24 protein-coding genes are annotated in these 26,920 nt (G+C 33.1%); 16 read left to right on the forward strand and 8 right to left on the reverse strand.

The genetic code is table 11. From position 1 onward, the window contains the following. A partial coding sequence (locus ACH2BV_RS11420; protein ID WP_395050860.1) for a DUF4271 domain-containing protein occupies positions 1-538 on the reverse strand: 538 nt, incomplete at its 3' end. 105 nt (positions 539-643) lie between these two features. On the opposite strand from ACH2BV_RS11420, the gene ACH2BV_RS11425 reads away from it, so the two are divergent. The 3 genes from ACH2BV_RS11425 to ACH2BV_RS11435 are packed head-to-tail and all read left to right on the forward strand — an operon-like array spanning position 644 to position 3,228. Then, entirely contained in the window at positions 644-1,369 is a 726-nt protein-coding gene (locus tag ACH2BV_RS11425; protein ID WP_395050861.1) for a polyprenol monophosphomannose synthase, read from the forward strand. Positions 1,370-1,379: 10 nt separating this feature from the next. Further along, complete coding sequence (locus tag ACH2BV_RS11430; RefSeq protein WP_395050862.1) at positions 1,380-2,720, forward strand: dihydroorotase; 1,341 nt, start codon at positions 1,380-1,382, stop codon at positions 2,718-2,720. Positions 2,721-2,724: 4 nt separating this feature from the next. Further along, positions 2,725-3,228, forward strand: coding sequence for a DUF4296 domain-containing protein (locus tag ACH2BV_RS11435; protein ID WP_395050863.1), 504 nt, complete (start codon positions 2,725-2,727; stop codon positions 3,226-3,228). Here ACH2BV_RS11435 and ACH2BV_RS11440 read toward each other — a convergent pair. Next, complete coding sequence (locus tag ACH2BV_RS11440) at positions 3,217-4,212, reverse strand: NAD-dependent epimerase/dehydratase family protein (RefSeq protein ID WP_395050864.1); 996 nt, start codon at positions 4,210-4,212, stop codon at positions 3,217-3,219. The two genes, ACH2BV_RS11435 and ACH2BV_RS11440, sit on opposite strands and share 12 nt — an antisense overlap. 114 nt (positions 4,213-4,326) lie before the next feature. Here ACH2BV_RS11440 and tyrS point away from each other — a divergent pair, with 114 nt between their 5' ends. Further along, positions 4,327-5,619, forward strand: a complete 1,293-nt coding sequence (tyrS, locus tag ACH2BV_RS11445; protein ID WP_395050865.1) for a tyrosine--tRNA ligase — start codon at positions 4,327-4,329, stop codon at positions 5,617-5,619. Here tyrS and ACH2BV_RS11450 read toward each other — a convergent pair. The 3 genes from ACH2BV_RS11450 to ACH2BV_RS11460 form a co-directional block, all read right to left on the reverse strand. Next, on the reverse strand, positions 5,612-6,613 hold the full coding sequence (locus ACH2BV_RS11450) for an acyl transferase (protein WP_395050866.1): 1,002 nt from the start codon (positions 6,611-6,613) through the stop codon (positions 5,612-5,614). The genes tyrS and ACH2BV_RS11450 overlap by 8 nt on opposite strands. Before the next feature lie 82 nt (positions 6,614-6,695). Next, complete coding sequence (locus ACH2BV_RS11455; protein WP_395050867.1) at positions 6,696-7,628, reverse strand: T9SS type A sorting domain-containing protein; 933 nt, start codon at positions 7,626-7,628, stop codon at positions 6,696-6,698. A gap of 255 nt (positions 7,629-7,883) precedes the next feature. After that, positions 7,884-8,222 carry a T9SS type A sorting domain-containing protein gene (locus ACH2BV_RS11460; RefSeq protein ID WP_395050868.1) on the reverse strand — a complete coding sequence of 113 codons (339 nt, stop codon included), beginning with the start codon at positions 8,220-8,222 and terminating at the stop codon, positions 7,884-7,886. 422 nt (positions 8,223-8,644) lie between these two features. Here ACH2BV_RS11460 and ACH2BV_RS11465 point away from each other — a divergent pair, with 422 nt between their 5' ends. From ACH2BV_RS11465 to ACH2BV_RS11490, 6 genes are all read left to right on the forward strand, one after another. Next, positions 8,645-9,328: a response regulator transcription factor gene (locus tag ACH2BV_RS11465; protein WP_395050869.1), complete on the forward strand. Its 684-nt coding sequence runs from the start codon at positions 8,645-8,647 to the stop codon at positions 9,326-9,328. 35 nt (positions 9,329-9,363) lie between these two features. Then, entirely contained in the window at positions 9,364-10,443 is a 1,080-nt protein-coding gene (locus ACH2BV_RS11470; protein ID WP_395050870.1) for a sensor histidine kinase, read from the forward strand. A gap of 341 nt (positions 10,444-10,784) precedes the next feature. Next, complete coding sequence (locus ACH2BV_RS11475) at positions 10,785-13,784, forward strand: TonB-dependent receptor domain-containing protein (RefSeq protein WP_395050871.1); 3,000 nt, start codon at positions 10,785-10,787, stop codon at positions 13,782-13,784. Between the two features lie 255 nt (positions 13,785-14,039). Beyond that, positions 14,040-15,719 carry a T9SS type A sorting domain-containing protein gene (locus tag ACH2BV_RS11480; RefSeq protein ID WP_395050872.1) on the forward strand — a complete coding sequence of 560 codons (1,680 nt, stop codon included), beginning with the start codon at positions 14,040-14,042 and terminating at the stop codon, positions 15,717-15,719. Between the two features lie 299 nt (positions 15,720-16,018). Then, positions 16,019-17,335 (forward strand): hypothetical protein, encoded by a 1,317-nt coding sequence (locus ACH2BV_RS11485; RefSeq protein WP_395050873.1) that lies wholly within the window; start codon positions 16,019-16,021, stop codon positions 17,333-17,335. Between the two features lie 38 nt (positions 17,336-17,373). Beyond that, on the forward strand, positions 17,374-18,201 hold the full coding sequence (locus ACH2BV_RS11490; RefSeq protein ID WP_395050874.1) for a phosphate ABC transporter substrate-binding protein: 828 nt from the start codon (positions 17,374-17,376) through the stop codon (positions 18,199-18,201). 42 nt (positions 18,202-18,243) lie between these two features. Here ACH2BV_RS11490 and ACH2BV_RS11495 read toward each other — a convergent pair whose 3' ends face one another. Next, the gene (locus tag ACH2BV_RS11495; protein WP_395050875.1) at positions 18,244-18,414 is read right to left on the reverse strand and encodes a hypothetical protein; all 171 of its coding nucleotides are present in this window, start codon (positions 18,412-18,414) and stop codon (positions 18,244-18,246) included. 295 nt (positions 18,415-18,709) lie between these two features. Here ACH2BV_RS11495 and ACH2BV_RS11500 point away from each other — a divergent pair, with 295 nt between their 5' ends. From ACH2BV_RS11500 to phoU, 6 genes are all read left to right on the forward strand, one after another. Continuing rightward, positions 18,710-20,041, forward strand: coding sequence for a porin (locus tag ACH2BV_RS11500; RefSeq protein WP_395050876.1), 1,332 nt, complete (start codon positions 18,710-18,712; stop codon positions 20,039-20,041). A gap of 23 nt (positions 20,042-20,064) precedes the next feature. Beyond that, the gene (locus tag ACH2BV_RS11505; RefSeq protein WP_395050877.1) at positions 20,065-20,898 is read left to right on the forward strand and encodes a phosphate ABC transporter substrate-binding protein; all 834 of its coding nucleotides are present in this window, start codon (positions 20,065-20,067) and stop codon (positions 20,896-20,898) included. Positions 20,899-20,980: 82 nt separating this feature from the next. After that, positions 20,981-22,225 (forward strand): phosphate ABC transporter permease subunit PstC, encoded by a 1,245-nt coding sequence (pstC, locus tag ACH2BV_RS11510; protein ID WP_395050878.1) that lies wholly within the window; start codon positions 20,981-20,983, stop codon positions 22,223-22,225. A gap of 2 nt (positions 22,226-22,227) precedes the next feature. Next, a complete protein-coding gene (gene pstA / locus ACH2BV_RS11515) occupies positions 22,228-23,172 on the forward strand; it encodes a phosphate ABC transporter permease PstA (protein WP_395050879.1) in 945 nt (314 codons plus the stop codon). Positions 23,173-23,221: 49 nt separating this feature from the next. Continuing rightward, positions 23,222-23,980 (forward strand): phosphate ABC transporter ATP-binding protein PstB, encoded by a 759-nt coding sequence (gene pstB, locus ACH2BV_RS11520; protein WP_395050880.1) that lies wholly within the window; start codon positions 23,222-23,224, stop codon positions 23,978-23,980. 52 nt (positions 23,981-24,032) lie between these two features. Further along, positions 24,033-24,698: a phosphate signaling complex protein PhoU gene (phoU, locus tag ACH2BV_RS11525; protein WP_395050881.1), complete on the forward strand. Its 666-nt coding sequence runs from the start codon at positions 24,033-24,035 to the stop codon at positions 24,696-24,698. Between the two features lie 86 nt (positions 24,699-24,784). Here phoU and ACH2BV_RS11530 read toward each other — a convergent pair whose 3' ends face one another. Both ACH2BV_RS11530 and ACH2BV_RS11535 read right to left on the reverse strand, forming a co-directional pair. Next, positions 24,785-25,852, reverse strand: a complete 1,068-nt coding sequence (locus ACH2BV_RS11530) for a glycosyltransferase family protein (RefSeq protein WP_395050882.1) — start codon at positions 25,850-25,852, stop codon at positions 24,785-24,787. Between the two features lie 151 nt (positions 25,853-26,003). Continuing rightward, positions 26,004-26,603: a hypothetical protein gene (locus ACH2BV_RS11535; protein WP_395050883.1), complete on the reverse strand. Its 600-nt coding sequence runs from the start codon at positions 26,601-26,603 to the stop codon at positions 26,004-26,006. Positions 26,604-26,920: the final 317 nt, after the last annotated feature.

Below are 26,920 nucleotides of genomic sequence, written 5' to 3' on the forward strand. Positions count from 1 at the left end.
TTAGTGCGTTTACAGTCAGTAAAATAGCAATAAGTAGTATCAAAAAATTTCTCGAAATGGTGTCATTATAGAATAGAATAATGTTGATTGGCAGTATAAATAGTCCAATATAGGTTCTGAAAGTAACCTTTTGAAGGTTAAATTGTTCAACAAACTCCTCAATATGAAAAGCTGTAGCAATAATTTTTTCGATTAAAAATTTTGATAAAATGAAGAAAATCAAGAGTGTAATTATTTGAATGTACAAAATCCAATCAGTTTTTGAAGCATATCCAAAAAAGGAAAGTGAAAGTTGAATGAAGAAGGCTAAAGAGATAATTTGTACAAAAAACAATGAAATGGTAAAACCACTCATCAGGTTGCTACTGTCTTTATAAACGTTTGTATATTTATCTGTATAAATTAATTTGGCAAAGTCTGCAAACCGATGCTCAAAAGCTGATTTTGTAAGTGCAATAGTGGCGAAAGAAATCACAAACAAGATTGTAGCCCAATCTTTGTTCTCAATTACCCTTAAATGAAGTGTGTTTTCAATCATATCGACGCAAAATTACTAATTTTTTGCTTCATTCTTTTTATTATAATTTTATTATGAAATCAAATCGCATAAAAAGTTTACTTTTGCGTTGAAATTACTCAAAATATGAACGATTGTATTGTTATAATTCCTACCTATAACGAAATTGAGAACATCGAAAGCATCATTAGGTCAGTGCTTTCCCAACATAAACCTTTTCATGTTCTTGTCATTGATGATAACTCGCCAGATCATACTGCAGAAAAAGTAATGATGCTTCAATCTGAATTTGAGGGGAGATTATTTTTAGAAAAAAGAACAGGAAAATTGGGTTTAGGAACAGCTTATGTCCACGGTTTTAGATGGGCTTTAGAACATAAATATGATTATATTTTCGAAATGGATGCTGATTTTTCACACAATCCTAATGACTTGGAAAAACTATACGATGCCTGTCATTTTGGAGGAGCGGATTTAGCCATTGGTTCCCGTTATGTAACAGGGGTAAATGTTGTAAACTGGCCGTTAAGCCGTGTGTTAATGTCTTATTTTGCATCAGTTTATGTGCAATTTGTTACAGGGATGAAAATTCACGATGCCACCGCAGGATTTATTTGTTATAAAAGTGAAGTTTTGGTTGGAATTAATTTAGATAAAATAAAATTTGTTGGTTATGCCTTTCAAATTGAAATGAAATACAGAACATTTTGCAAGAATTATGACATCGTCGAAGTTCCAATTATTTTTACTGACAGAACAAAAGGACAGTCAAAAATGAGCAGTGCCATTTTTAAAGAAGCTGTTTTAGGAGTTATTGCGCTCCGATTAAAAAAATTAGTTAACACCTTATAAGGGAAAAGAGATGAATAGGGTTTTAATCAGGAATGCCAAAATAGTAAACGAAGGAACCATTTTTGAAGGAGATGTTTTAATCGAAAACGACTTAATTGTCGAAATTTCGGGAAGCATTAGCGCAAAATCATCCGAATGTAAGATTATTGATGCCGAAGGAAATTATTTAATTCCGGGAGCCATTGACGATCAGGTGCATTTTAGAGAGCCAGGACTAACTCACAAAGGCGACATAGAATCTGAGTCTAAAGCTGCAGTTGCTGGTGGAATTACTTCATTTATTGAACAGCCTAACACGATTCCAAATGCAGTAACACAGGAAATTTTGGAACAGAAATATGTTATTGCTTCCGAGAAATCTTATGCGAATTATTCGTTTATGATGGGAGCTACAAATGATAATCTTGAGGAAATTCTTAAAACAAATCCGAAGAATGTAGCAGGAATAAAAATATTCTTAGGTTCATCGACAGGAAATATGTTGGTTGATAATGAAGCTGTTTTAGAAAGAATATTTTCAAGTACACCTATGCTTATTGCTGTACATTGTGAAGATGAAGATACCATTAAGCATAATTTAAAGAAATATAAAGAAGAGTTTGGAGAAGATATTCCCGTAACGGCACATCATCTTATCCGAAGTGAGGAAGCCTGTTATATTTCGTCTTCTAAAGCGATTGCTTTGGCTAAAAAAACAGGTGCTCGTTTGCATGTTTTTCATCTTTCCACAGCAAAAGAAATGGATTTATTTACCAATAAAATACCATTGGAAGACAAGAAAATTACCGCTGAAGTATGCATTCACCATCTTTGGTTTACCAATGACGATTATGCTGCCAAAGGCAATTTGATAAAGTGGAATCCAGCCGTAAAAACTGCTAATGATCGAAAAGTTCTATGGGAAGCCTTGATTGACGGCAGAATTGATGTGATTGCCACGGATCATGCTCCTCATACCTTAGAAGAAAAACAACAACCTTATTTGAAAGCACCTTCTGGTGGACCGCTCGTGCAACACGCAGTTGTAGCAATGTTTGAAGCCTATCATCAGGGAAAAATCAGTATTGAAAAGATAGTTGAAAAAATGTGTCATAATCCGGCCAAGATTTTCAAAATTGAGAAACGTGGGTTTATCAGAGAAGGATATTATGCTGATTTAGTTATTGTAAACTCAGGTTTGCCTTGGAGTGTGAAGAAAGAAAATATTCTAGCTAAATGTGGATGGTCACCATTTGAAGGCTATACATTTAAATCAAGAATTACCCATACCTTTGTTAACGGACAATTAGTTTATTCAGCTTTTAAAGTAAAAGATATTCGTGCCGGAAAACGATTATTATTTGACAGATAATGTTATGAAGATAAAAAAAATACTGCCATTATTAATTGTTTTATCAATTTTTTTAAGTTGTAAAAAAGAGATAATCAAGACTCCAAATCATCTTATTGAAAAAGAGAAAATGGTAAACATTATGTATGATTTATCGCTTTTAGAGGCTATAAAAATTCAAAATCCAACTTCTTTGGATACATTTAATATAAATGCAAACGATTATATCTTTAAAAAATATAAAATTGACAGCATTCAATTTGCCCAAAGTAATATCTACTATGCAGCTGATTCTGAAGAGTATAATAAAATGTTTGAAAAAATGAAGGCGCGATTGGATAAAAATAAATCTCTTGTTGAAACGTTGATTAAGAACAAAAAAAAGAAAGATGATTTACTAAAAAAGAAGAAAGAAAAGCTGAAAATAAAAAGAGAAGCTGATTCCATCAAAAAGGTAAAGAAAGAACTTAAAACTGCAAAAGAAGCTGATTCAATTAAGAAGGTTAAAGAAAGAAAATTAAGACCGTAAACTTGAAATTTCTTTTATATAAGTATGAATATCTATAAATTCTGTCCCTAAAGTTTTTTTAATTTTTTCATTAGAATATAAATTTTTAGAATAAGAAGATTTGGCAGTAGCTGGATTTAACTTTCTTTTCCACCTGAAAATTATTGACAGAAACCAATCTATTCTCCAAAAAATTTCTATTAATAAAGGACTTGCATAAATTGCGGGTCTTTTTACATTTAAGGCGTCAGCAATTGAATTAAACAAATCTCGGAAGACCATATTCTGAGCAATGAGTGTAAATCTTTCATTTATTAAATCGCTTTTCATCAATTCTACTGCAATTTTAACAACATCAGTCACGGCAATAAATCCCGTCATTCCTTTGGTATAAAAAGGAAAACCTTTTTCGATTCTCTTAAAAAGAATTCCACTTCCTTGTTCCCAAATAGTTGGGCCAAGAATAACACCGGGATTAATAATTACCGAATTTAAACCTTCCTGTTGTCCTCTCCAAATTTCCATTTCGGCGCCATATTTAGAAATTGCGTAATCGCTATGTGGCTTCTCGGGATTCCATTCCGCTTCTTCGGTAATGATTTTTTCGTTTTCCTTCAAATCGCCAAGTGCTGCAATAGAACTCACAAAACAGAGTTTTTTTACGGCTTTGGCAACGCAAAAATTGACGATATTTGCTGTTCCTTCGATGTTGATTTTTCGAAGTAAATCCTCATCCTTTGGGTTAAACGAAATCAAGGCAGCACAATGATAAACGTATTCTACGTTTTCAAATGCAATTTCCAAGGATGGAACATCAATAACATCGGCTTGAATCCAGTCTATTTTTTCGAATAAATTTTCCTTTTTGTAAAGTAAAAAAAGATCTTTTGTCTTTTGAATGGATTCCAAATTTCGATAAATAGCACGGACATTTTCTCCATTTTCAATTAAATGAAGTACTAAATGTGCGCCGACTAATCCTGTTCCTCCCGTGACTAAAACCATCCTGCGAATTTACGAAATAGGAGTTATGAATTGCGAATTATTTTCTCAATTAACCGAATAAACAATTAACCGAATCAACTTTAAATTTTATCTTTGCGCAAATTGATTAAAAAGATGAAGAATTTTATTGAAGAAGTCACTTGGAGAGGAATGCTCCACGATGTTATGCCCGGCACAGAAGAACATTTGATGGAACAAATGCGCGTGGCATACGTGGGAATTGACCCAACTGCCGATTCATTGCATATCGGACATTTAGTAGGTGTAATGTTATTGAAGCATTTTCAATTATCCGGCCATAAACCATTAGCATTAGTGGGTGGTGCGACAGGAATGATTGGGGATCCTTCAGGGAAATCGAACGAAAGAAATTTATTGGACGAAACTACTTTGCGACACAATCAAGAAGCCATAAAAGGACAATTGTCCCGATTTTTAGATTTTACATCCGATGCACCAAATGCGGCGGAATTGGTGAATAATTACGACTGGATGAAAGATTTTTCTTTTCTGGATTTCATTCGCGATGTCGGCAAACATATCACCGTAAATTATATGATGGCGAAAGATTCTGTAAAGAAACGTTTGTCTTCTGAAGCTGCCGAAGGAATGTCTTTCACTGAGTTTACGTATCAATTGGTTCAAGGATATGACTTTTTACATTTGTACAGAGAGAAAAAATGTACGCTACAAATGGGTGGAAGTGATCAATGGGGAAATATCACCACCGGAACCGAATTAGTACGAAGAATAGCTGGCGGAAAAGCATACGCATTGACTTGTCCTTTGATTACAAAAGCAGATGGAACAAAATTTGGAAAATCCGAAGGTGGGAATATCTGGTTGGATTCAGCCAGAACTTCACCTTATAAATTTTACCAATATTGGTTGAACACTTCGGATGTTGATGCTGAAAAATATATCAAGATTTTTACTTTTTTATCGAAAGATGAAATTCAGGATTTGATCGAGAAACATAGAGAAGCTCCGCATTTGCGTTTATTGCAAAAGCGTTTGGCTGAGGAAATTACGGTTATGGTTCATTCCAAGGAAGACTTGGAAAACGCCATAAAAGCGTCGAATATCTTGTTTGGGAATTCGACTTCGGATGATTTAAAACAATTGGATGAAGCTACTTTCTTAGATGTTTTTGATGGTGTTCCACAAGCGGAAATCAACAGAAGTGAAATTGAAGCAGGAATCAATATTGTGGAAATTTTAAACGTGAAAACTGGATTTCTAAAATCAAATGGTGAAGCAAGACGAGCCTTGATTGCCAATTCAATTTCGGTAAACAAAGAAAAAGTAACCGAAGAATTCGTGCTTTCTACCAAAGAATTAATCAATAACCAGTTTTTATTATTGCAAAGCGGAAAGAAAAACTATTTTGTGATTCGGGTTAAATAACCATCAAATTACAACCTCGAATATCAGAATTATCAAAACGTCCCAATACCTCGAAAGAGCCTGCCTGCCGGCAGGCAGGTTGTTTGGGATTTTTTTTGCCCAAATCCTGCGTGGCGATAAACGAACAGGAATTAATATTGGCCAAATCTATCACATTGATTCCGCCCGTTTTTCCTTCAGCAACATAAGTCAAAGCATCTCCAGTGTCGCGAACGAGGATTTGCATCCAGGAAGGGCATTCAAACACGCCATTTCCCAACGAATAAGCTTGCGACAACAATTCAGTCATTCCATATTCAGAATGTATGGATGTGACGCCAAAACCTTGGCAAAGTTGTTCGTGCAATTCTTCCCGAATCATTTCTTTTCTGCGGCCTTTCATTCCACCTGTTTCCATAATAATGGTATTTTGCAATTGGAACGGATGTTTCTCGATTAAATCCAACAAAGCATAAGTGACGCCTATCAAAATCACGTTTTGACCAGAAGAATCCAATCGGGTTAGTTTTTCGATTAGTTGCTCGTGATTGTGCAGATAAAAACCACTTTCGGGATTGTTGGTCTTTTGGATTAAATCTTCGACCATATAAATCAAGGACGAACCTTCCCGCTCCAAATAAGATGGAAGCAAAGCCAAAACCACGTAATCTTCAATATTGCCATAGAATTGAGAAAAACCTTTTCGATAACTTTCTTCATATAGGGAAACATCGGTAACCAAATGCTTGCTGGTTGCCATTCCGGTCGTTCCGCTGCTGGTAAAGGTTTCCTCAACTGGATTTTTATTGGAAACCACGTGATGACTTTTAAAAAACTGAATAGGTAAAAACGGAAGTTGCTCCAATGATTTTACTTTCTGAATATCGGTTTTCAGAAAATCGCAAAATTCTCGATAGACCAAGTTGTTTTGGTATTGAAAACGAAATGTCTTGAGCGCTATTTTTTCAAATTGCTTTTGGCTCGAAATGGAAAATATGTCAGGAGTAGGAATCAAGAATTGTTTTTATGCAAAAGTAATTAAATAAAAAAAACTCCAACTTTACAATTGGAGTTTTTAGAAAATATACCGTAATTTATTATTGAACAATTAATTTTCTCGTATCTGTTTTTCCACTTTCGGTGATTTTTACAATGTAAGCACCGCTATTTAGTGTAGAAACATTTACAGCATTATTTGAAGTTTTAGACTCTAAAATTTGTTTCCCTAAAACATCATAAACTGAAACCTTTTTTTCTTCACTACTATTAGAAGTGATATATAAAGTGCCATTAGAGACTGGATTTGGATACATATTTAAACCAGTAATTGTGTTTTGCTTAAGTCCTAAAGTAGCTTCACTAACACTAATGGTAAAATTATCAATTGCATATAATCCATTGCTTCCGGCATCATTAACGTCCATCCATTTAATCCATAGATTTGTTCCGTTAGTCCAATTCAATCCAGTAATTATGTTAGCCAGATTTGTGTAATTTGCTAATAAATTTCCATTAACAGCAAGATTAGTAGTTGCAGCGGTTAATTTCTCTTTTAAATCCAAAGCAGATACAGTAGTCCAAGTTCCTGTGTTTAAACTTGTAGCATCTAAACTATAAGAAAAAGCTACAGTCTCATTTATACCAGTATTGTCAGATTCTTTCCACTGCTCCATTCTAGTCTGAATTGCAATTTTCGAAACAGTACCTCCAGTATTATTAGTAAATACTGCGCCAATTGCAGGAACGATAGAGACATCTGCCAAAGTACCAAAAGATCTTTCTTCAGAGCCAACTGCACCAACATTGTAAACATTTCCAACACTTGCTGAGCCATCAGTGACTGCCATTGTTAGCGTTGCTCCATTAGCAACATTAATTGCAGTCCATCCAGGAATAAAATCAGTTTGAGTTGAACCCATTCCGTTAAAGTCTTCACTATAAGGAACGTTTACTCCAATCAGGCTAATTGGTGTTTGTCCAAAAGACAAAAAAGCCAATAAAATAATAGGTAATGTGTAAAATTTTTTCATTTGGGGTGAATTTAAAATTGAGTAACAAATATAATGAGTATTTTCTTAAAAAAAAATAAAATTTAAAAAAAATGTAACGTTTTGACCCATTTAATTTGCATTTCATCGGCTATTTGTAAAAAAGTTCCGACTATTATTCGTAATGATCCAAAAAAAAACTCCAACTTTACAATTGGAGTTTTAGAAAAATATGTGATTATTTATTTATTGTATATTGATTTTTAGTTATCAGATTTTCTGTTTTCAGAAATACAACTATCTGACTATTAATTTTCTAGTTGCAGTGGCATCACCTTCGTTTATTTTAATAATGTAAACGCCTGGAGACAGATTAGAAATGCCAAGTTCTTTTGAACTTATTGTTGTTTGAAGTACTTTTTTACCCAAAACATCAAAAATGATTATTTCCTTTTCCAAGTCATTTTTTGAAGTAATATATACTTTACCATTGCTAACAGGGTTTGGGTACAAGTTTAAACCTTCAATGATTGAAGTTTCTTGAAGTTTAGCGGTTTGCTTTGCTTCTTGAGCTGAGGTGCTCATAGAGAAGAACAAAACCAATAAAGTAATAATATAAAAGTAATTTTTTGCCATCATTTCGATTTGGAATAGTAAAGATATAAAAAAACATTTCAAATTGTATACCAAAATAAATAAAATTGCGTTTACGAGGAATATTTATAAGAAAATTAACAAAAACAACACACAGATGAACATGATTTGCTTTGGAAAAACACAAGTTGAGATTTATTTTAATAATAAGGTTTTGAAATTAAATCTTTGAATTTTTAAATTAGTTTTATAAGAATTATTGACTTGGCTATCTATTAAATCTGCATTCTTTTTTCTTATAACTGCAAAGCTTTTTTACAAAATAGCAGTAGAACTTTTATTTCTGTGTTACTAATTTGTTTTGAATGTATTACCAAATCGTTAACTTATTATAAATTGGTTAATACGTTCAATGGTTTTGTTTTATATTTACCTTTACAAACCAAAAGCAGTATTGTGCTATTATGAAAAAACGAAATACCAAGATTCTATTAGTTGACGATGAACCAGATATTTTAGAAATAGTTGGTTATAATCTTTCTCAAGAAGGCTATCAGATCATCACGGCTTCAAATGGAAAAGAAGCCATAATAAAAGCTAAAAAAGAAGTGCCAGATCTCATTATTATGGATGTAATGATGCCAGAAATGGACGGAATGGAAGCTTGTGAAATTATTAGAAAAATCCCTGAATTGAATAATGTAATCATTACTTTTTTGACCGCCAGAAGCGAAGATTATTCACAAATGGCAGGTTTTGATGCCGGCGCAGACGATTATATTACTAAACCAATTAAGCCAAAATTATTGGTTAGTAAAGTTAAAGCTTTATTGCGCAGATTGAAAGAACAGGAAAAAAATAGCGAAACGCTAAATGTAGGTGGAATCGAAATAAACCGCGAAGAATATAAAATCATAAAAGACGATATTGTAATTGCTTTACCTCGAAAAGAGTTTGAATTGTTTTATTTATTGGCATCAAAACCTGGAAAAGTATTCAAACGCGATGAAATTCTTGACAAAGTCTGGGGCAATGAAGTTGTTGTAGGCGGAAGAACTATAGATGTTCATATCAGGAAGCTTCGGGAGAAAATTGGCGAAGATTTTTTCAAAACCATAAAAGGAGTTGGTTATAAATTCGAGGTTTAATGTTATGTTTGCACTAAATGCAAATCATATAAAGAATGAAAATAAGTTTTAGAAAAACCTATAAGTTTGCCGTAATTTCTGCATTATACATCAGCCTTTTTGCCGCGTTTTTTGCAATAGTATTGGCAAAAGTGATGTTCAAATTTCCTTTAAAAACAATACTTTCTTTTGGACTTGTTTTTATTGTCATAATTTATATATTTTCATTCCTTGTTATTCAATATCGGGTGGAACGATTTATTTATCGAAGGGTAAAAAAAATCTATGATGACATATCATTATTAGAATCCAGTACTTTTATAAACCAACCCATAACAACTGATATGGAAGCGTTGACCAGAGAAGTTAAAAAGTTTGCCACTGACAAGAAACTGGAAATCGAAATGCTTAAAGTGCGGGAAGAATACCGTAGAGAATTCTTGGGGAATGTTTCTCACGAATTAAAAACACCATTGTTTACCGTACAAGGTTATTTATCTACTCTTATTGATGGCGCGATGGAAGATAAAACCATTCGAAAAAAATATTTGAAACGTGCCGAAAAAGGAGTCGAACGATTAATCTATATTGTAGAAGATTTAGATATGATAACCAAACTTGAAGTGGGTGATTTGAATTTGGAATTTTCTGAATTCGATATTGTCGAACTGATTCAAAACGTTTTTGATTTATTAGAAATGAAAGCCGACAAAAAGAAAATTACTTTGGCATTCGATAATTATCATATTCAACCCATTTTTGTAAAAGGAGACAAAGACAAAATTCAGCAAGTCCTCGAAAACTTGATTGTGAATTCCATTAAGTATGGTAAAGAAGGTGGTTTAACCGAAGTCAGTGTGATTAATTTGACTAAGAAAAAAGTGCTTATTCGAATAAGTGACAATGGGGAAGGGATTGAGAGACAAAACATTCCACGACTTTTTGAGCGTTTTTATCGTGTAGATAAAAGTGGTTCACGTTCAGAAGGCGGTTCTGGTCTAGGTCTCGCTATTGTAAAACATATAATTGAAGCCCACAAAGAAAAGATATATGTAGAAAGTGAATTTGGGATTGGTTCAGAATTTTCCTTTACGCTAAAAAAATTCCAACAGGACAATTTGGAAATAATAGATTAATTGTACTAAAAACAGGTAAAACAACCTTTTTTTAATTTTAAAATATTTCTAAGAAAACTCGTTTAATTTATTTTGACCGAGTTTTTTTGTGAAATGTTTTCAAATGATGAATAACCTCACTTGTCATCTTTTTTTTAATTTGGAAAATTATCGTTAAAACTTCAACTATCATCAGGAATTAATTTAGGAAAGGTATTTTACGAAAAATTATAGTTTAGCTTACAATAAGTTAACTTATGGATTATTTTGTAAGAATTTGTTAATCTATATTTAACATTCAAGATTTTCTTAAAAAGTACTTTTGTTGCAATATTTTAGAGTTTTTAATCAATAATATTTCAATGAAATTATCTTTCCTTATCTCCTTTTTATTTTTTGTTTCCTCTGTATTTTCTCAAAATTCTGATATTGCAGAAAGTACAGTTTCTAACGTTGCAGAAGCAAAAATTTCTTCTTCCACCTCAAATAATATAGATGAATCTTCCATTATTAAAGGAACCGTTATAGAAGAATCTACAGGAAAACCATTACCAGGCGTTCTTGTTTCAATAGTAGGAACAAAATTAGCCACTACTACAGATGCAGAAGGAAAATTTAGCTTTAGAAAAATGCAAGCCGGAAAATATGATTTACAATTTTCGTTATTTTCATTTTCAACAAAAATAATTTCTGAGGTTGAAGTTATAGATAAGGAGGCTACGGTATTAACTGTTTCTTTAGCTGAAATGAATGGTGTTCTTGATGAGGTTGTTGTAAAAACCGTTAAAGCCAAGGCAGAATCTGTAAAATCGCTTTTGACAATGCAAAAAAACAGCGTTAGAGTTTCTGACGGAATATCTGCCGAAAGCATCAAAAGAACTCCAGACAAAACTGCGTCGGATGTGTTGAAACGTATTAGTGGCGCAAGTATTCAGAACAATAAATTCGTTATTATTCGTGGTTTGAACGACAGATACAACACTACTTATTTGAATGGTGCTCCACTTCCAAGTACAGAGCCAGACCGAAAAGCTTTTTCTTTTGACATATTTCCTGCCAATATGATTGACAACTTGGTTATTAACAAAACAGCAACCCCAGATTTACCAGGCGAATTTGCTGGAGGAGTTATAGAGATTACCACTAAGGCAACGCCGGATAAAAACTTTCAAACAATTGCTATAGGAACAGGATATAATACCATTACAACAGGTAAAAACCAACTTTATTCTAAAGATATAAAATCAGCATTGCCTTCTTATTTTCCTAATGTTGCCACTTTTCAAGCACTGCAGAGTACAAAAACAGAAAGCAGCATTCAACAAATAGCAGCTTTGGCAAAGAATTATCAAACGGATTGGAATTTGGACAACAAAAAATTTAACCCAAATACTAGTTTTCAATATACACTAGGAAGATATTTTAAATTTAATGGTGACGAAAGTTTGGGGTTAGTTGTTTCCCTTTCGAACAGTGTTACGAATAATTACAATGAAACCTTCAGAAAGACCTATGATGCACCTGGTGTAGTAGTAACGAATCAATTAGACCAAACCTACAATGTACAAAAACTTTCGGGTGCTATTGTAAATTTAGCCTTGAAATTAAATACCAATAACTCTTTTAGTTTCAAAAACTTATATAGTATTAGTTCAGAAAGTAGGGTGATGGATAGAAATGGTAGTTTAAGTCAAGAAAGCGACCCATTATGGCTTAGTCAAACCAACAGACTTTATATCAAAAATAATATTTATACAGGTCAATTGGCAGGAGAACATTTTTTACCAAAGAGCAAGATAAAAATAAATTGGGTAGGCTCTTTTAGTGATGTAAGCAGGCTTGTGCCAAGTGAAAGACGTAATACCTATGTATACATAAAATTTGATGACGGAACCCAATCAACACCTACGGCCAATTTTTCTATAAATAATGTTGGAGCTGACTATCCAGGTTCTATTTATACACAAGATAATAAAGAAGACATTTATAGCACAAAAGTTGATATTAGCAAGAAATTTAATTTCCCAAAAGGGTACACCACAGACATAAAAATAGGTGGAATTACACAATCAAGAAATAGAAATTTCGCGGCAAGACAATTAGGATATATTCCTTTTAATGGAAAAATAGGAGGTGTAAACTTTGGAGATTCGACTTTTTCATCGGCCATACCTACGCAAACCAATGCTACCATTTTTAACGCTGCAAATATGGGGATTTTGGGACCAAAATTAAGTGGATTAACACTGTTCGACGGTACAAAAGGGAATGACAGCTATACTGCCGAATCGAATTTAGACGCCGGCTATTTGATGATAGACAATATTTTCAATAAGTTAAGATTAGTTTGGGGAGCTCGATTAGAAAATTATTCTCAACAATTACATTCCAAATCAGACGCAGGAGAACCTGTCTCAGTAGATGATACTCAGCTTGATTTTTTACCATCGGTGAATATTATTTATAGTCTTACAAAAAAACAAAATCTTAGATTGAGTGCCTCAAAAACGGTTAATCGACCAGAATTTAGAGAATTGGCGCCTTTTCTGTTTTATGATAATGCTACAAGAATGAATACTTCTGGAGATCCAACATTGAAAATCACAGAAATTGTTAATGCGGATTTAAGATACGAATTTTTCCCGGGGAAAGCGCAGTTATTTTCTGTTTCAGCATTCTATAAAGATTTTACAAATCCGATAGAATTACAAGCGCAAGCTAATAACTCAAATCAATACAAAAACGCTCTATCTGGAACAAATTATGGAATGGAGATAGAGTACAGAACTTTGTTAAGTTCTATGTTTGGTTCAGAAAACTCTAAAACTCTAAATGATTTAACCCTTTTTACAAATTTGGCCATCATTCGTTCCAAAGTTGATATTTCTAATTTAGTTAGTTCAGTTACACTTGTAGATACGCCTTTGCAGGGTCAGTCCCCTTATGTTTTTAATGCGGGTCTTCAATATATGAATAAAGAATTAGGATGGTCTTTTTCGGCAAATATGAATAGAATTGGCAACAGAATTGCCATTCACGGAAACCAAGTTCAAGGAGATGAAACTCCTGCATTTTGGGAAAAAAGCAGAACATTATTAGATTTACAATTGGCCAAATTCTTTTTTAAAGACAAATTGGAATTTAGATTTAATGTTCAGAATGCACTAGCTCAGGATCTGGATTTTTACCAAAATAATGATTTGTCTGGAACAACAGAAATTACAGGATTTTCTGCATTTGTGAACAAAGTTTTCACCGGAGATTCTCAAAACAAAAATGGATACAACAGTCAAGAAGATGATCTTGTTTGGAAAACAAAATTTGGACCAACACTTTCATTAGGGATATATTATAATTTTTAAAGGAATTGATTTATTAAAACTCTTTAAAACACTATAATTATTGATAACCTTGAAGTCTAACTTCAAGGTTTTTTTATTTAAGAGTTTGTTTAATTATTTTTCTAAAAGAAAATGGAGGCTGCTCTTTAGATTGATTTCTAGATTCTTTATGAAGTTAACAATTAGGTAACTTAATAATGACATTTCAATATTATTTAGATAACCTTGAAATTACATATCAAGTCTAGTTTTGCTTAATAACTTATAAAAAACACAATGAAGAAATTTTACTTTTTATCGATGCTTTTATTAGCAGGGCTTACAAGCTTTTCACAAATTACTGCAACTAGCTATAGAGGTGCATTTGCACCAGCTCCAGCTGCAATGTGGACAGATTCTTGGACAAACTACGACCCACAAAATGCTGTATATCCTACACCAAATGTAGATGTAACGGCAAGTATCACAACAAATACCGCTTGGACAGCAGGAAATACCTACTACCTTAAAGGTCAAATTTATGTAAAAAACAATGCTACCCTTACCATCGAGCCAGGCGTAGTTATCCGTGCGGACCATACAGCTACAGGAGCTGGTTTGTTTGTAACCAAAGGAGCCAAAGTTATGGCAATAGGAACTGCAACAAGCCCAATTGTTTTCACCTCTGATAACGCAGTAGGTTCAAGAAACAAAGGCGATTGGGGAGGTGTTGTTTTACTTGGTAAAGGTTCTTACAATATTAATAATGGTGTAAACAATATTGAAGGTATTGCTGCAAGTGCAGACACTCAATTTGGAGGAGGTTTAACACCAGATGACAATGACAATTCTGGAACATTACAATATGTTCGAATAGAATATGGAGGTTATGTTTATGCTGCAAACCAGGAAATAAACGGTTTGACTTTCGGAGCTGTTGGTAGAGGAACAACGATAGATTATGTTCAAGTATCCAATGCCAATGATGATTCATTCGAATGGTTTGGTGGAGCGGTAAACTGTAAACACCTTGTAGCCTTTAGAGGACTTGATGATGATTTTGATACTGATAATGGATTTAGCGGGAGTGTTCAATTTTGTTTAGGAGTAAGAGACCCAAACATTGCTGATAATCCATTAGTTTCAACATCAGAAGGATTTGAATCTGATAATAATGCCACTGGAGATAGTTCAGCTCCAATTACAAGTGCTATTTTTTCTAACTGTACAATGATAGGGCCAGCATACAGATCAACTTTGGCAAACGGAGGAACAATGCCAGCAGGAGCTTACAAAAGAGCTGCTCGTTTAAGAAAGAACACGAAATTAAAAATCTTCAATTCCATATTTATGGATTATTTAGAAGGTTTGCATATTGATAATTCCGGAACGGCTGCCAATGGAGCTGCAGAGGCTAATGCTGTAAGTGGCCAATTGGTTTTCAAGAGCAACATTTTAGCTGGAATAACAACCACCGCCAAAATTGTTCAAATAAGCACCACAGGTACACACAACGCAAGTTTTAACATTGCTACCTGGTTTAACGCATCCAATAATACGGGTTTATCAACTCCAATTACAAATGCAGGAATCTTGACATTGCCATACAACACGGCAGACGGGAGTATATATACTAATTTAGATTACAGACCAGCAGCAAGTTCTATAGCTTTGACAGGTGCTGATTTTACTGATGCTAGTCTTGGAACCGATAATTTCATAGCAAGTTCAGAATTTTCTTTAGTTGTATATCCAAATCCATCTGCAAACAGTTTCAAACTTAATTACTTCTCATCTAGTGATGAAAATGTAAAAGTTGCAGCTTACGATCTTACAGGTAGATTATTAGAATCTCGTAATGTAAAATATGAAGAAATCAACAATCAAGAAATTGGTAATGGGTATACTTCAGGAGTTTATATTGTAGTTTTAAAACAAGGCAACATCAGCAAATCAGTTAGAGTTATCAAAAATTAAATATTTTTTAATACCTTTAAGCCTGTAAAAATTTATTTTTTACAGGCTTTTTTATTTTTACAAAAATTCTATATAGTAAAATTCCATTTCGTAGGTAAGATAAGGAATCAAAGGGTTTCCCCCATTAAATCTTTCTATTCTAAAAGTAAATAGTGTAAGATAAAAACTAAATTTTTAACTATAAATTAACAATAATATTCTGTTTAACATTAAAATAACATTTGATTAATACGGAGTTAACGTTATCTTAACATTGTAGTTGGACATTTGCACCAATAAATTAATCAACACAACTAAGAATGAAAAAAATCACATTAGCGTTTTTATTATTAGGCGCATTTATGGCCAAAGCACAAGAGGTTGAAAATGATACTATTAAAACAGTAAGTATCGATTCATTAAAACAAATAGTAGACGAACATTCAATGAGAGTCTCAGGATTAGACGAAAGATTGTCTGCTGCAGAATCTATTCTTGATGAAATATCAAAAATTAAAATTACGGGTTATATACAAGCACAATACGAAATGTACGATTACTGGGCTTCTGACGGGGGGCAACACGGTATACTAGTCCCTTCTGGAACATCTTATGAAGACAATTCATTCTATATTAGAAGAGCAAGGGTTAAATTTACTTATAAACCTATTGATGGCGTAAACTTTGTGTTGTGTCCAAACTTTGAAGTACATCAAGTTACATTGAAAGACGCTTATGTTCAGTTGAATGACCGTTGGCTTAATACTTTTTCTTTAACTGTGGGTCAATTTAATAGACTAACTTATGAGGTAGAATATTCTTCAGCGTCAAGAGAATTTGCCGAAAGATCTTTGATGACAAGAACGCTGTATCCGTCAGAAAGAGATCAAGGGGCAAAATTAGAGGCTGATTTTGTTACAAAGTTTAATTTTCCTTTAAAAGTTCAAGTTGCTGTATTTAACGGTAACTTTGGGCAAGGAGCTTTAGCTAATCAATCAAAAGACGTTGATAATGCAAAAGATATAATGGCAAGAGCGGTTTATTCTTTCAAAATTCCTAGCAAAGGGTTAGGTATAGATTTTGGAGGTCATACTTATCTTGGGACTACTACGGTAATTGCTCAAACAACACCGCCAACAGTGTTTTCTGATGTGAATAATAATCTATTTACTCCTATTGTAGGTGAAAAATTGAAAAAAGAATTGTTTGGTGCCGAGATGCAAGTATATTATGATTTCCTTGGAGGAATGTCTTTAAAAGGGGAATACATTAGAGGTACTTATTCTGGAACAACCAATACTGCTCAAGTTAATACTTTGTTCAATGCCAATAAAGTAAGAAATGTTGAAGGATGTTATATTTCATTAGTTAAAAATGTAGGCAAGAGTAATGAAGCTTCTTTGAGGTTTGATAGTTTTGATCCAAACACAAAATTGTCTGGAGATGCCGTTACTAAGAAAGATGATCTAAAATACAATAACTGGACATATGCATGGCAGTATTACTATAATACAAATATTAAATTAATGGCTAGTTATACAATGCCAATTAATGAAAAATCGCAAAATGCAGGAGCAGATTACAAACAAGATAAACACGATAATACTTTCACACTTAGATTACAAGCTTCTTTTTAATAAATTAGGTATAAAAAAATAAAAATAAAAAAATGAAAATGAAAAATTTAAAAATTGCAACAATTTTATTAGTCGTAATGACAATAGGATTTTCTTTTACTGCTATAGAAAAAATCACAGTAAAGGGTTCAGATACTTTGGTTATTTTGTCACAAAAATGGGCTGAAGTGTATATGAAGAGTCATCCAAATGCTTCAATTCAAGTTACAGGTGGCGGATCAGGAGTTGGAATTGCTGCCTTGATTAACGGTTCTACAGATATTGCAAATGCAAGTCGTCCTATAAAAGCTTCTGAAGTTAATAAGTTGAAAGCAAGATATAATACTCTAGGAGTTGAAATTGCCTGCGCTAAAGATGGCTTGTCAGTTTATCTTAATAAAGCCAACGGAGTTTCTGAACTTACAGTAAAACAAATTGGATTAATTTTCGCCGGAAAAATTACTAACTGGAAAGAAGTTGGTGGAGTTGATGCGGGAATTAGATTATACGGCAGAGAAAGTAGTTCTGGAACTTTCGGTTTCTTTAAAGACAACGTAGTGAAAACAGATTATTCTCCAAGCTGTCAAACTTTGCCTGGAACTGCCGCTATTGTGAATGCAGTGAAAAAAGATAAATATGCCATTGGGTATGGCGGAGCTGCTTATGCTGAAGGAGTAAAAGATTGTGCTGTAAAGAAAGATGACAAAAGTCCTGCAGTTTTGCCAACAGCAGCTACAATTAAAAATCATACTTATCCAATTACAAGATACTTGTATATGTATTTGAAATCAAAACCAACAGGAGAGATTAAAGCTTTTGTTGATTGGATTTTAAGTCCAGAAGGACAAAAACTAGTAGTTGAAACAGGATATTTTCCAGTAAAATAATATGACTACCCACAAATAATCGATATAGATTATTAGATAATTTTAAATAAATAAAACAGCATCAAAAACGTTTTTGATGCTGTTTTTATTTTTATACGTTTTCATTGTTAGTTTATTTTGCTGATGAATTTGATACGGTGCTAGCATATGGTTTGATAAATAAGATCTTTTTTCATTATTAATCACTACAGTTTCTTTTGTTATTTGCTTCATAATTGGGAAGTTCTTTATTCTATTTGTCAATTGTTGAGATTGAATTTGGTATAGATCATGAGTCTAATTATGTTATTTCAAAAACTAAATTAAACTTTTCGTGATGTTTAAATTGTGTTTTTTTTAAATAGTTAATTATGAGGTTATTATGTGACTTTTCTCCGTAAAAATGATTTTAGATTTAACTAAGAAATAACCTATTAACATTAAATTATCATCTAAATAACATTGAGTTAACATTAACTTAACATTGGCTCATCACCTTTGCACCAAATATTAATCAAATCAACCGAGAATGAAAAAAATAATATTGGTGTTTTTATTATTAGGCGCATTTGTTGCAAAAGCACAAGAGGTAAAGAAAGACGAAATCAAAAAAGAAGTAGTACGTATTTTAGACTCCATCAATTCCGTTAATCAGGAAAAGCAAGTGGAAAAGGAAAAGCAAGTTTCAAAAGAAAAGTTAGATAAAGAGAAAGCCGAAAAAGAGGCTTGGTATAACAAAATTTCAATACGAGGATATGTTCAGGTAAGATACAACGGATTGTTTTCTACTAACGACAAAGTGTCTTGTGATCAATGCGACAGATCTTGGGGAACAACTTCAACAGCTCCAGACGCAAAATCTAACAATGGATTTTTTATAAGACGAGCTCGTATCATATTTTCGGGACAAGTTCATCCTAATGTATATGTTTATATTCAACCTGATTTTGCTAGCTCGCCAAGTTCGGGAGTCAATCATTTTGTGCAACTCAGAGATGCCTATGCTGACATTTCTTTTGACAAAAAAAGAGAATTCAGAGTTAGGTTAGGTCAAAGCAAAGTGCCCTATGGTTTTGAAAACATGCAATCGAGCCAAAATCGTTTGACATTGGATCGTAACGATGCTTTGAATAGTGCTGTCGCCAATGAAAGAGATTTAGGTGCATTTTTTTATTGGGCTCCAGCTGAAATTAGAGAACGTTTTGCGATGCTAGTAAAAGACGGATACAAAGGCTCTGGCGATTATGGTGTGTTTGCATTTGGAGTATATAATGGGCAAACTGCAAATAGATCAGAGGCTAATAGGAATTTACACGTTGTTTCCAGGATAACTTACCCTTTTGTAATTGGGAATCAAATAATAGAGCCAGGAATACAAGCTTATACTGGGAAATGGGCTTTCACCAATGAATTATCGACAGGAGTGACAACTCCTAATAGACTAAATACAGTGGATCAAAGAGTTGGAGCTACCTTTGTTTTGTATCCAAAACCATTTGGTATTCAAACAGAATATAACATTGGTAAAGGTCCACGTTATGATAAGGTTACTAATACGGTTGATGTGTCTAATTTAGAAGGAGGTTATGTAACTTTGAACTATAAATGGGATATAACAAAAAAAATGATATTGTTTCCATTCGCAAAGTTTCAGTATTATGACGGAGGGAAAAAATTTGAGAAAGACTCTAGAAGTTATATAGTAAGAGATTACGAATTAGGTATAGAATGGCAACCAATCAAAGCATTTGAATTAGTTGCAGAATGGGTTATTGCAGATAGAACATTTGAAGACAGCGCGCTTAAAAACAACAGACAACAAGGAAATTTGTTAAGATTGCAAGCGCAGTTTAACTTTTAATAAAAATATTTAACTTTAAAAAAATGAAAACAACAAAATTAAAAATAGCAACTCTATTATTAGTCTTAATAGTAATTGGATGTGGCTCTAACGAATCGAAAAAAATCACTGTGAAAGGTTCAGATACCTTGGTGATTTTGTCACAAAAATGGGCTGAAGGATTTATGAAAAAAAATCCTAAAACGACCATTCAGGTAACTGGAGGAGGTTCGGGTGTTGGTATTGCAGCCCTAATCAATGGTTCGACTGATATTGCAAATGCAAGTCGTCCCATCAAACCAGGAGAAATGGATCAGATAAAGGAAAAATATAAAGCAAATGTGTTAGAAATTGCTTGCGCTAAGGATGGTTTGTCAGTCTTCTTAAATAAAGAAAACAAGGTTTCAGAATTGACTATAGAACAATTAGGGAATATTTATTCAGGGAAAATTACGAATTGGAAAGAAGTTGGAGGTGATGATGCTAAAATTCGTTTGTACGGAAGGGAAAGTAGCTCAGGAACCTTCGAATTCTTTAAAGAGCATGTCGTTAAAGGAGATTTTTCTAAATATGTACAATCATTGCCAGGTACAGCCGCTATTGTAAATGCAGTAAACAAAGACAAATATAGTGTTGGCTATGGCGGAGCAGCTTATGCTGAAGGAGTTAAAGACTGTAAGGTAAAAAAAGATGCTCAAAGCGAAGGAGTTTTGCCTTCAGCGGCAACTATTAAAGATAAAACCTATCCTATTTCTAGATACTTGTATATGTATCTAAGGGAAAAACCAACTGGAGAAACAAAAGATTTTATTGATTGGGTATTAAGTCCAGAAGGACAAAAATTAGTTGTTGAAACTGGTTATTTCCCCTTAAAATAATAACTTTGCATTATCCCTCACTAGAGGTTCTGGTGAGGGATAATTTTGCATTTAAAAAAGTATGAATTCTTAAAGAATATCAATGAATTCCCAATTTCCACTAAAAAATAATTTTACCAAAGAAAGCCTGAAAAAACAATTCAGGCTTTCCGAGTTTCTTGCAGAGAAAATTATTTCATCGGTTGCTTTTCTGTCTATTACAATCATCGTTTTAATTTTTGTTTTTGTTTTTAAAGAGTCATTACCCATTTTTAATTTTGGTAAAAAGGAAGCTGTAAAAACAGAAATATCTTCAGATTCAAAACCAGAATCTTACGGCTCAACTCCTACCGAGGAATTGAAACCAGAAACATACGGTTCTGAACCAGCAGAAGAATTAAAACCCGAAACCTATGGGTCTGAACCAGTAACTCAGGAAGATTTAAAGCCTGAAACTTATGGTTCTGAGCCTGTAACCCAAGAGGATTTAAAACCAGAAACATACGGTGATGTAAAAGCGGAGCCAACTGTTGAAGCTACATCTAATGAAGCTCCGGAAGAAGTTTCGCAAAATAATGAAGGTGCAGACAAAACCTGGAGTACTTTTTTTACCACTGAATGGGTTCCTGTGTCAGATAACCCAAGATTTGGTTTAATAGCGTTACTAATAGGAACATTAAAAGTTACCATAATTGCAATGCTTATAGCTGGGCCCTTGTCTATATTGGCAGCACTTTATACCTCTTGTTTTGCTTCTAAAAGAACAAAGGAAATTATAAAACCTATCATAGAAATGCTTGCTGCTTTTCCATCAGTAGTAATTGGATTTTTTGCATTGATAGTTTTAGCTACTTTTTTTCAAGATATATTTGGATACGATTCTAGATTGAATGCTTTTATAGGAGGAGTTGCTATGGCATTAGCAGCAATTCCAATTATTTACACCATTTCCGAAGATGCACTATCAGCAGTGCCAAAGACCTATACCGAAGCAAGTTTAGCATTGGGAGCAAGCAAATGGCAAACTGCTTTTTTTGTGATCTTGCCTGCAGCAACTCCCGGAATTTTTGCCGCATTGCTTTTAGGTATTGGCCGTGTTTTTGGTGAAACTATGATTGCACTTATGGCAACAGGAAACGCAGCTCTTTTATCAGCAAATCCTTTTGAAAGTGTGCGAACATTTGCCGCAACCATTGGTGCAGAAATGGCAGAAACTGTTTTTGGAGAAACCCATTACAGCGTTTTGTTTTTTATTGGATCATTGCTTTTCATTTTTTCATTTGCATTAAATGCCGTTGCAGAATTTTATGTAAAAGGCAGATTAATCAAAAAATTCCAAGGTAAATAATTATGGAAACAACGATAAACGAAACAGGAAACCAATTTTTTTCCAACAAAAAAAAGGGTGTTGACATAAAAGGAAAGCTGGTTGTTGGCATCACTCAAGTAGCGGTTTTATTGATTGTTGCCATTCTGGTTATTATATTGGGAATAATTGTTTATGAAAGTCGCGAGAAATTTTCTTGGGAATTCATAAGTTCTTTTCCAACCAATGGAATGACCGAAGGAGGGATATTTCCTGCCTTGATAGGGACCTTTATTTTAGTGGTTGTAATGTCGATTGCTGCGGTTCCTTTTGGAACAATAACAGCAATTTATTTGACAGAATATGCCAAGGAAAATTCTAAAATTGCTGCGGCAGTTCGTTTCTCAGTTCGAACATTAGCAGTTGTACCTTCTATTATATTTGGACTTTTTGGTCTTGGTTTTTTCATCCAATTTGTTGGCTCAGGTATGGACAAAACCTTTAATGGTGGCCAATTACATTGGGCGCAACCCAATATTCTTTGGGCGAGTCTTACCATGTCGTTGTTAACGCTTCCCGTAATTATCGTTTCAGTCGAAGAAGCTTTAAAAACAATTCCTCGGGAATTAAGAGAAGCGAGTTTAGCATTAGGTGCAACCAAATGGCAAACTATAAAAAACGTTGTTTTTCCAGGTTCAATATCAGGAATTATGACTGGAACAATCCTTGCAGTAAGCAGAGGTGCTGGAGAAGTTGCTCCCATTTTGTTTACAGGAGCGGCTTACTATTTAGCCACTTTGCCAAAATCTTTGAGCGATCAATTTATGAATTTGGGATATCATATTTATATTATGTCAACTCAATCATCAGATGTTGAAAAAACAATGCCAATACAATTTGCGACTACATTAGTACTGTTAATCCTTACATTATCATTAAACCTGGTTGCGGTAATTATTAGATCAAGAATTAGAAGAAAAGCAAAATAATTCAAAATTCTAACTAATAATTTATATTTTAGACTTAACAATAATTACAATGAAAAACATAAAAATAGAAGTAAAAGATTTATCATTATACTACGGAGAAAAGCAGGCATTGAAAGAAATTTCACTTGAGATTCCACGAAATAAGGTTACTGCATTAATTGGACCGTCAGGTTGTGGAAAATCAACGTTTTTGAGATGTATCAATAGAATGAATGATCTTATCCCTAGCGTAAAAATAACAGGGCAAATGCTTGTTGAAGGGGTTGATATTTATGATAAGAACGTAGATGTTGTTAATATTAGAAAAAAAATTGGGATGGTTTTTCAGAAATCAAATCCGTTTCCGAAATCTATTTATGAAAATGTTGCTTATGGTCCTAAAATTAACGGAATCAAAGCCAAAAATGAATTAGATGAAATTGTAGAAACTTCGTTACGACAAGCTGCGATTTGGGATGAGGTAAAAGACAGATTAGGCGATTCAGCGATGGGACTTTCTGGTGGGCAACAACAGCGTTTGTGTATTGCAAGAACATTGGCGGTAAGCCCAGACATTATTTTGATGGATGAACCTGCGAGTGCTTTAGATCCAATTTCTACTTCGAAAATTGAGGAATTAGTTCACGAATTAAAAGAACAATACACTATAATTATTGTAACTCATAATATGCAACAAGCAGCAAGAACAAGCGATTATACAGCATTCTTTTATCTTGGAGAATTAATAGAAATTGGCAAAACAAATGCTATATTTACAAAACCAGAACAAAAACAAACAGAAGATTATATCACGGGACGATTCGGATAATTAGTATTCAAAATCTTTTATCCCATATCCAATCTCTAAAATCGTATATTATATGACACACTTTGAAATAGAACTAGAAAGACTAAAAAGCGTAATTATTAAAATTGGCAATCTTGCCGAAAACCAAGTAAGTGAATCTGTAAAAGCATTACTGTCTGAGCCTATTGAAGGAAAAGAAGTAAGAAAAACGGAAAGTAAAATTGATAAATTAGACGTAAAAATCGACGAAATTTGTCAAAGTATTTTTGCTTTACAACAACCAGTGGCTTCAGATTTACGCTTTATTATGGCAGCAATGCAAATTAGCAATGAGATTGAACGAATTGGTGATTTAGCGGTTAGCGTTATTAAAAGAGCAAAAAATATTAAAGACAAACACGATTTAATAGCCAAGTTTGAAATAGGTGATTTGGCCAAACAAGTTGAGCTAATTACCATAAAAACTAATGAATGCTACTTGACACGTGACGAAATTACTATTGGAGAAGTTTTTCTTTTGAATAGTACAATCAAGAAGCAAGGGGATGATGCAATAGATGGAATTATTGGAGAAATGAAATCACATTCAAAAGTTGTTGTTTCTGGAACTAATCTTGTTATTGTGTTGAAACATTTGGAACGTATTTCTGAGCATTGCACTAATATCGCCGAGTATGTTCATTTTATGGTAAATGCCAAAATAATAAAGCACGACAAACACGAAGACCTGAACTTATAGAGTTGTTTTATCCTGAATATTTAAACCCGAATTATACCAATTTAGTGTAATTCGGGTTTTTCAATGATATCAAAATTAAGGTTGATTTATTTCTCAAATACTTCGAATAATAGCGCCCAATCTATAGCGTTAACAAATCCTGTTAATCCTTTATAATTGTTTATTGCTGATAAATTTTCCATCCTGAAATCATCTTGTTTTGCGTAAGGAACCAAACCTTCTTTTTCTAATTTTTCGGCTAAATATTCTTGTTCAAACTGACCTGGAGTTGGAATAAAAAATGCTTTTTTCTCTAGTTTTACCAAGTCCATAATTGAGGTGTAGCCAGAACGACAGAGCACAATTTCACTTTCATTAAATGTTCGTTCGAGTTGTCGCGTATTCATAAAGTTGTAATAGGTGACATTCTCAATCTGTTCCTTTTTTTGTACTCTTTTTATAATTCCCATTATAAAAACAATCTTACCGCTATAATTCTGAATTTCTTTTCTCAATTTTTCTTCCAACAGGCCACGTTGAGGTTCAGGTCCCGAAAGAATTATCATTAAATCATATACTTTGGCAGTCTCTTTTTTTTGCATTCGGCTCAAAGGGCCAATATATTTTAATTCAAAATCAGCCTTTTCTAAATGACCTAATTTTCCAGTCAAATTTGGAGTTTCTCCAACATCTGGAACCCAACATTCTTTGTATTTTTTTATAATGTGCTGATGCAGTTTGCTTGTAATCCAAGTAGTGTTTCCCGTCATCACATTTAATTGATGGGTGATAAATACCGAAGGCACTTTTTTGCTAAAAACACCTAATCTGTTATCAGAAATAATGCCTCCAATATCGTATTTTTTGACCCATTTTTTGACCAATTTTTTTTCGTTCAGAACAGCTTTCATCATTTTCGGAAAATTTTGCAATAGTTTCCATTTAAAATTCTTGCCGTTTTTAGCATATTCAATTTGATACGAAGGTAATTTAAGCGTTTTTATGTATGGAAACTCTTTTCGCAATAACTCTAACGCAATTCCATCGGAGGCTATAATCGGAATATAATTATTCTCCAGTAATGCTTTAATAATCGGGATACATCGCGTAGCGTGACCCAAACCCCAATTTAAAGGAGTAATCAAGATGGTTTTATTAGTAGAACTTAAAGTCATTTATCAGTATATCTATAATGTTTTCAAGTTCTAAAGATACATATTGAGTGATGGGCATGTATTTATAAACTATTACCATAGTATTAAGTTATGGTATAAAAAAACTGCCCAAAATTGTACTTTCTGGACAGCTTAATTTTTCTGTTAAATATTAGTCTTCAATATAGGTTTTATTCCCGTTTTTATTGATATAATATTTTCCTCCTCTAGGACCGGTGTACACTTTTTTACCCTTGTATTCTCCGGTTACTTTATCTGGTGTTTTCGGTGCTTTTTCATTAGATTCTTTAAGTTTTGGTTCAGATTTTTTTGTTACTGGTTTAGCTTTAGAAGTTTCTTTTGTTGAAGTTGATTTAGTAGTCGTTTCTTTTTTTGTAGATTTAACAGGTACATCTTTGTTGTAATCATAACCCGATTTAGATTTGGTGGTTTGTTTTTTAACTGATTCTTTGGATGTAGATGCTTTTGCTGAAGTTTCTTTTTTTGTAGATTTTACAGGTACATCTTTGTTGTAATCATAACCTGATTTCTTTTTGGTAGTTTCTTTTTTAACTGATTCTTTAGAAGTAGTTGTTGATTTAGAAGCTGCCTCTTTTTTCGTAGCTTTTACAGGGACATCTTTGTTGTAATCATAACCTGATTTCTTTTTAGTTGTTTCTTTTTTAGCTGGTTCCTGTTTTGTTTTAGAATCTTGTGCATAAAAAGTTCCTGAAAAAACAAAAAGTAAGCATAACAGAATTAATTTTTTCATAACATTTTGATTTTTAGATTAGAATGATAAAACTAATAAAATAATTATTACAATTTTAAATTTTAAAATATAAGGGCTATAAAATAAAACATACATAAGTAAGTAATATAAAAAATGTCGAAAAACTCAACAAAATCAATACTTCACGACAAAAAAGGTCTAAAACACTCCAAAATTAAAAGGTGCATTTATCTACCGTTTACTTCCATTGAACTACCATCGCTAGTATCATTTTTAAACGCTTTAAACGCCTTACTACCATTAACCCGTACAAATATAGCTAAAAGCCCCATTTTATTACTAATTGGGGCTTATTT

Source organism: Flavobacterium sp., assembly GCF_043780635.1.
Lineage (GTDB): Bacteria > Bacteroidota > Bacteroidia > Flavobacteriales > Flavobacteriaceae > Flavobacterium.

What these genes read in the sequence shown, in the direction of transcription:
- pstB (WP_395050880.1), top strand. Translation starts at nt 23,222, where the DNA reads ATGAAAAACATAAAAATAGAAGTAAAAGATTTATCATTATACTACGGA.
- pstC (WP_395050878.1), top strand. Translation starts at nt 20,981, where the DNA reads ATGAATTCCCAATTTCCACTAAAAAATAATTTTACCAAAGAAAGCCTG.
- ACH2BV_RS11495 (WP_395050875.1), bottom strand. Translation starts at nt 18,414, where the DNA reads ATGAAGCAAATAACAAAAGAAACTGTAGTGATTAATAATGAAAAAAGA.
- ACH2BV_RS11435 (WP_395050863.1), top strand. Translation starts at nt 2,725, where the DNA reads ATGAAGATAAAAAAAATACTGCCATTATTAATTGTTTTATCAATTTTT.
- ACH2BV_RS11475 (WP_395050871.1), top strand. Translation starts at nt 10,785, where the DNA reads ATGAAATTATCTTTCCTTATCTCCTTTTTATTTTTTGTTTCCTCTGTA.
- ACH2BV_RS11485 (WP_395050873.1), top strand. Translation starts at nt 16,019, where the DNA reads ATGAAAAAAATCACATTAGCGTTTTTATTATTAGGCGCATTTATGGCC.
- ACH2BV_RS11535 (WP_395050883.1), bottom strand. Translation starts at nt 26,603, where the DNA reads ATGAAAAAATTAATTCTGTTATGCTTACTTTTTGTTTTTTCAGGAACT.
- ACH2BV_RS11470 (WP_395050870.1), top strand. Translation starts at nt 9,364, where the DNA reads ATGAAAATAAGTTTTAGAAAAACCTATAAGTTTGCCGTAATTTCTGCA.
- tyrS (WP_395050865.1), top strand. Translation starts at nt 4,327, where the DNA reads ATGAAGAATTTTATTGAAGAAGTCACTTGGAGAGGAATGCTCCACGAT.
- ACH2BV_RS11430 (WP_395050862.1), top strand. Translation starts at nt 1,380, where the DNA reads ATGAATAGGGTTTTAATCAGGAATGCCAAAATAGTAAACGAAGGAACC.
- ACH2BV_RS11530 (WP_395050882.1), bottom strand. Translation starts at nt 25,852, where the DNA reads ATGACTTTAAGTTCTACTAATAAAACCATCTTGATTACTCCTTTAAAT.
- ACH2BV_RS11455 (WP_395050867.1), bottom strand. Translation starts at nt 7,628, where the DNA reads ATGAAAAAATTTTACACATTACCTATTATTTTATTGGCTTTTTTGTCT.
- ACH2BV_RS11425 (WP_395050861.1), top strand. Translation starts at nt 644, where the DNA reads ATGAACGATTGTATTGTTATAATTCCTACCTATAACGAAATTGAGAAC.
- ACH2BV_RS11440 (WP_395050864.1), bottom strand. Translation starts at nt 4,212, where the DNA reads ATGGTTTTAGTCACGGGAGGAACAGGATTAGTCGGCGCACATTTAGTA.
- ACH2BV_RS11505 (WP_395050877.1), top strand. Translation starts at nt 20,065, where the DNA reads ATGAAAACAACAAAATTAAAAATAGCAACTCTATTATTAGTCTTAATA.
- ACH2BV_RS11465 (WP_395050869.1), top strand. Translation starts at nt 8,645, where the DNA reads ATGAAAAAACGAAATACCAAGATTCTATTAGTTGACGATGAACCAGAT.
- pstA (WP_395050879.1), top strand. Translation starts at nt 22,228, where the DNA reads ATGGAAACAACGATAAACGAAACAGGAAACCAATTTTTTTCCAACAAA.
- ACH2BV_RS11500 (WP_395050876.1), top strand. Translation starts at nt 18,710, where the DNA reads ATGAAAAAAATAATATTGGTGTTTTTATTATTAGGCGCATTTGTTGCA.
- ACH2BV_RS11460 (WP_395050868.1), bottom strand. Translation starts at nt 8,222, where the DNA reads ATGGCAAAAAATTACTTTTATATTATTACTTTATTGGTTTTGTTCTTC.
- ACH2BV_RS11480 (WP_395050872.1), top strand. Translation starts at nt 14,040, where the DNA reads ATGAAGAAATTTTACTTTTTATCGATGCTTTTATTAGCAGGGCTTACA.
- phoU (WP_395050881.1), top strand. Translation starts at nt 24,033, where the DNA reads ATGACACACTTTGAAATAGAACTAGAAAGACTAAAAAGCGTAATTATT.
- ACH2BV_RS11490 (WP_395050874.1), top strand. Translation starts at nt 17,374, where the DNA reads ATGAAAAATTTAAAAATTGCAACAATTTTATTAGTCGTAATGACAATA.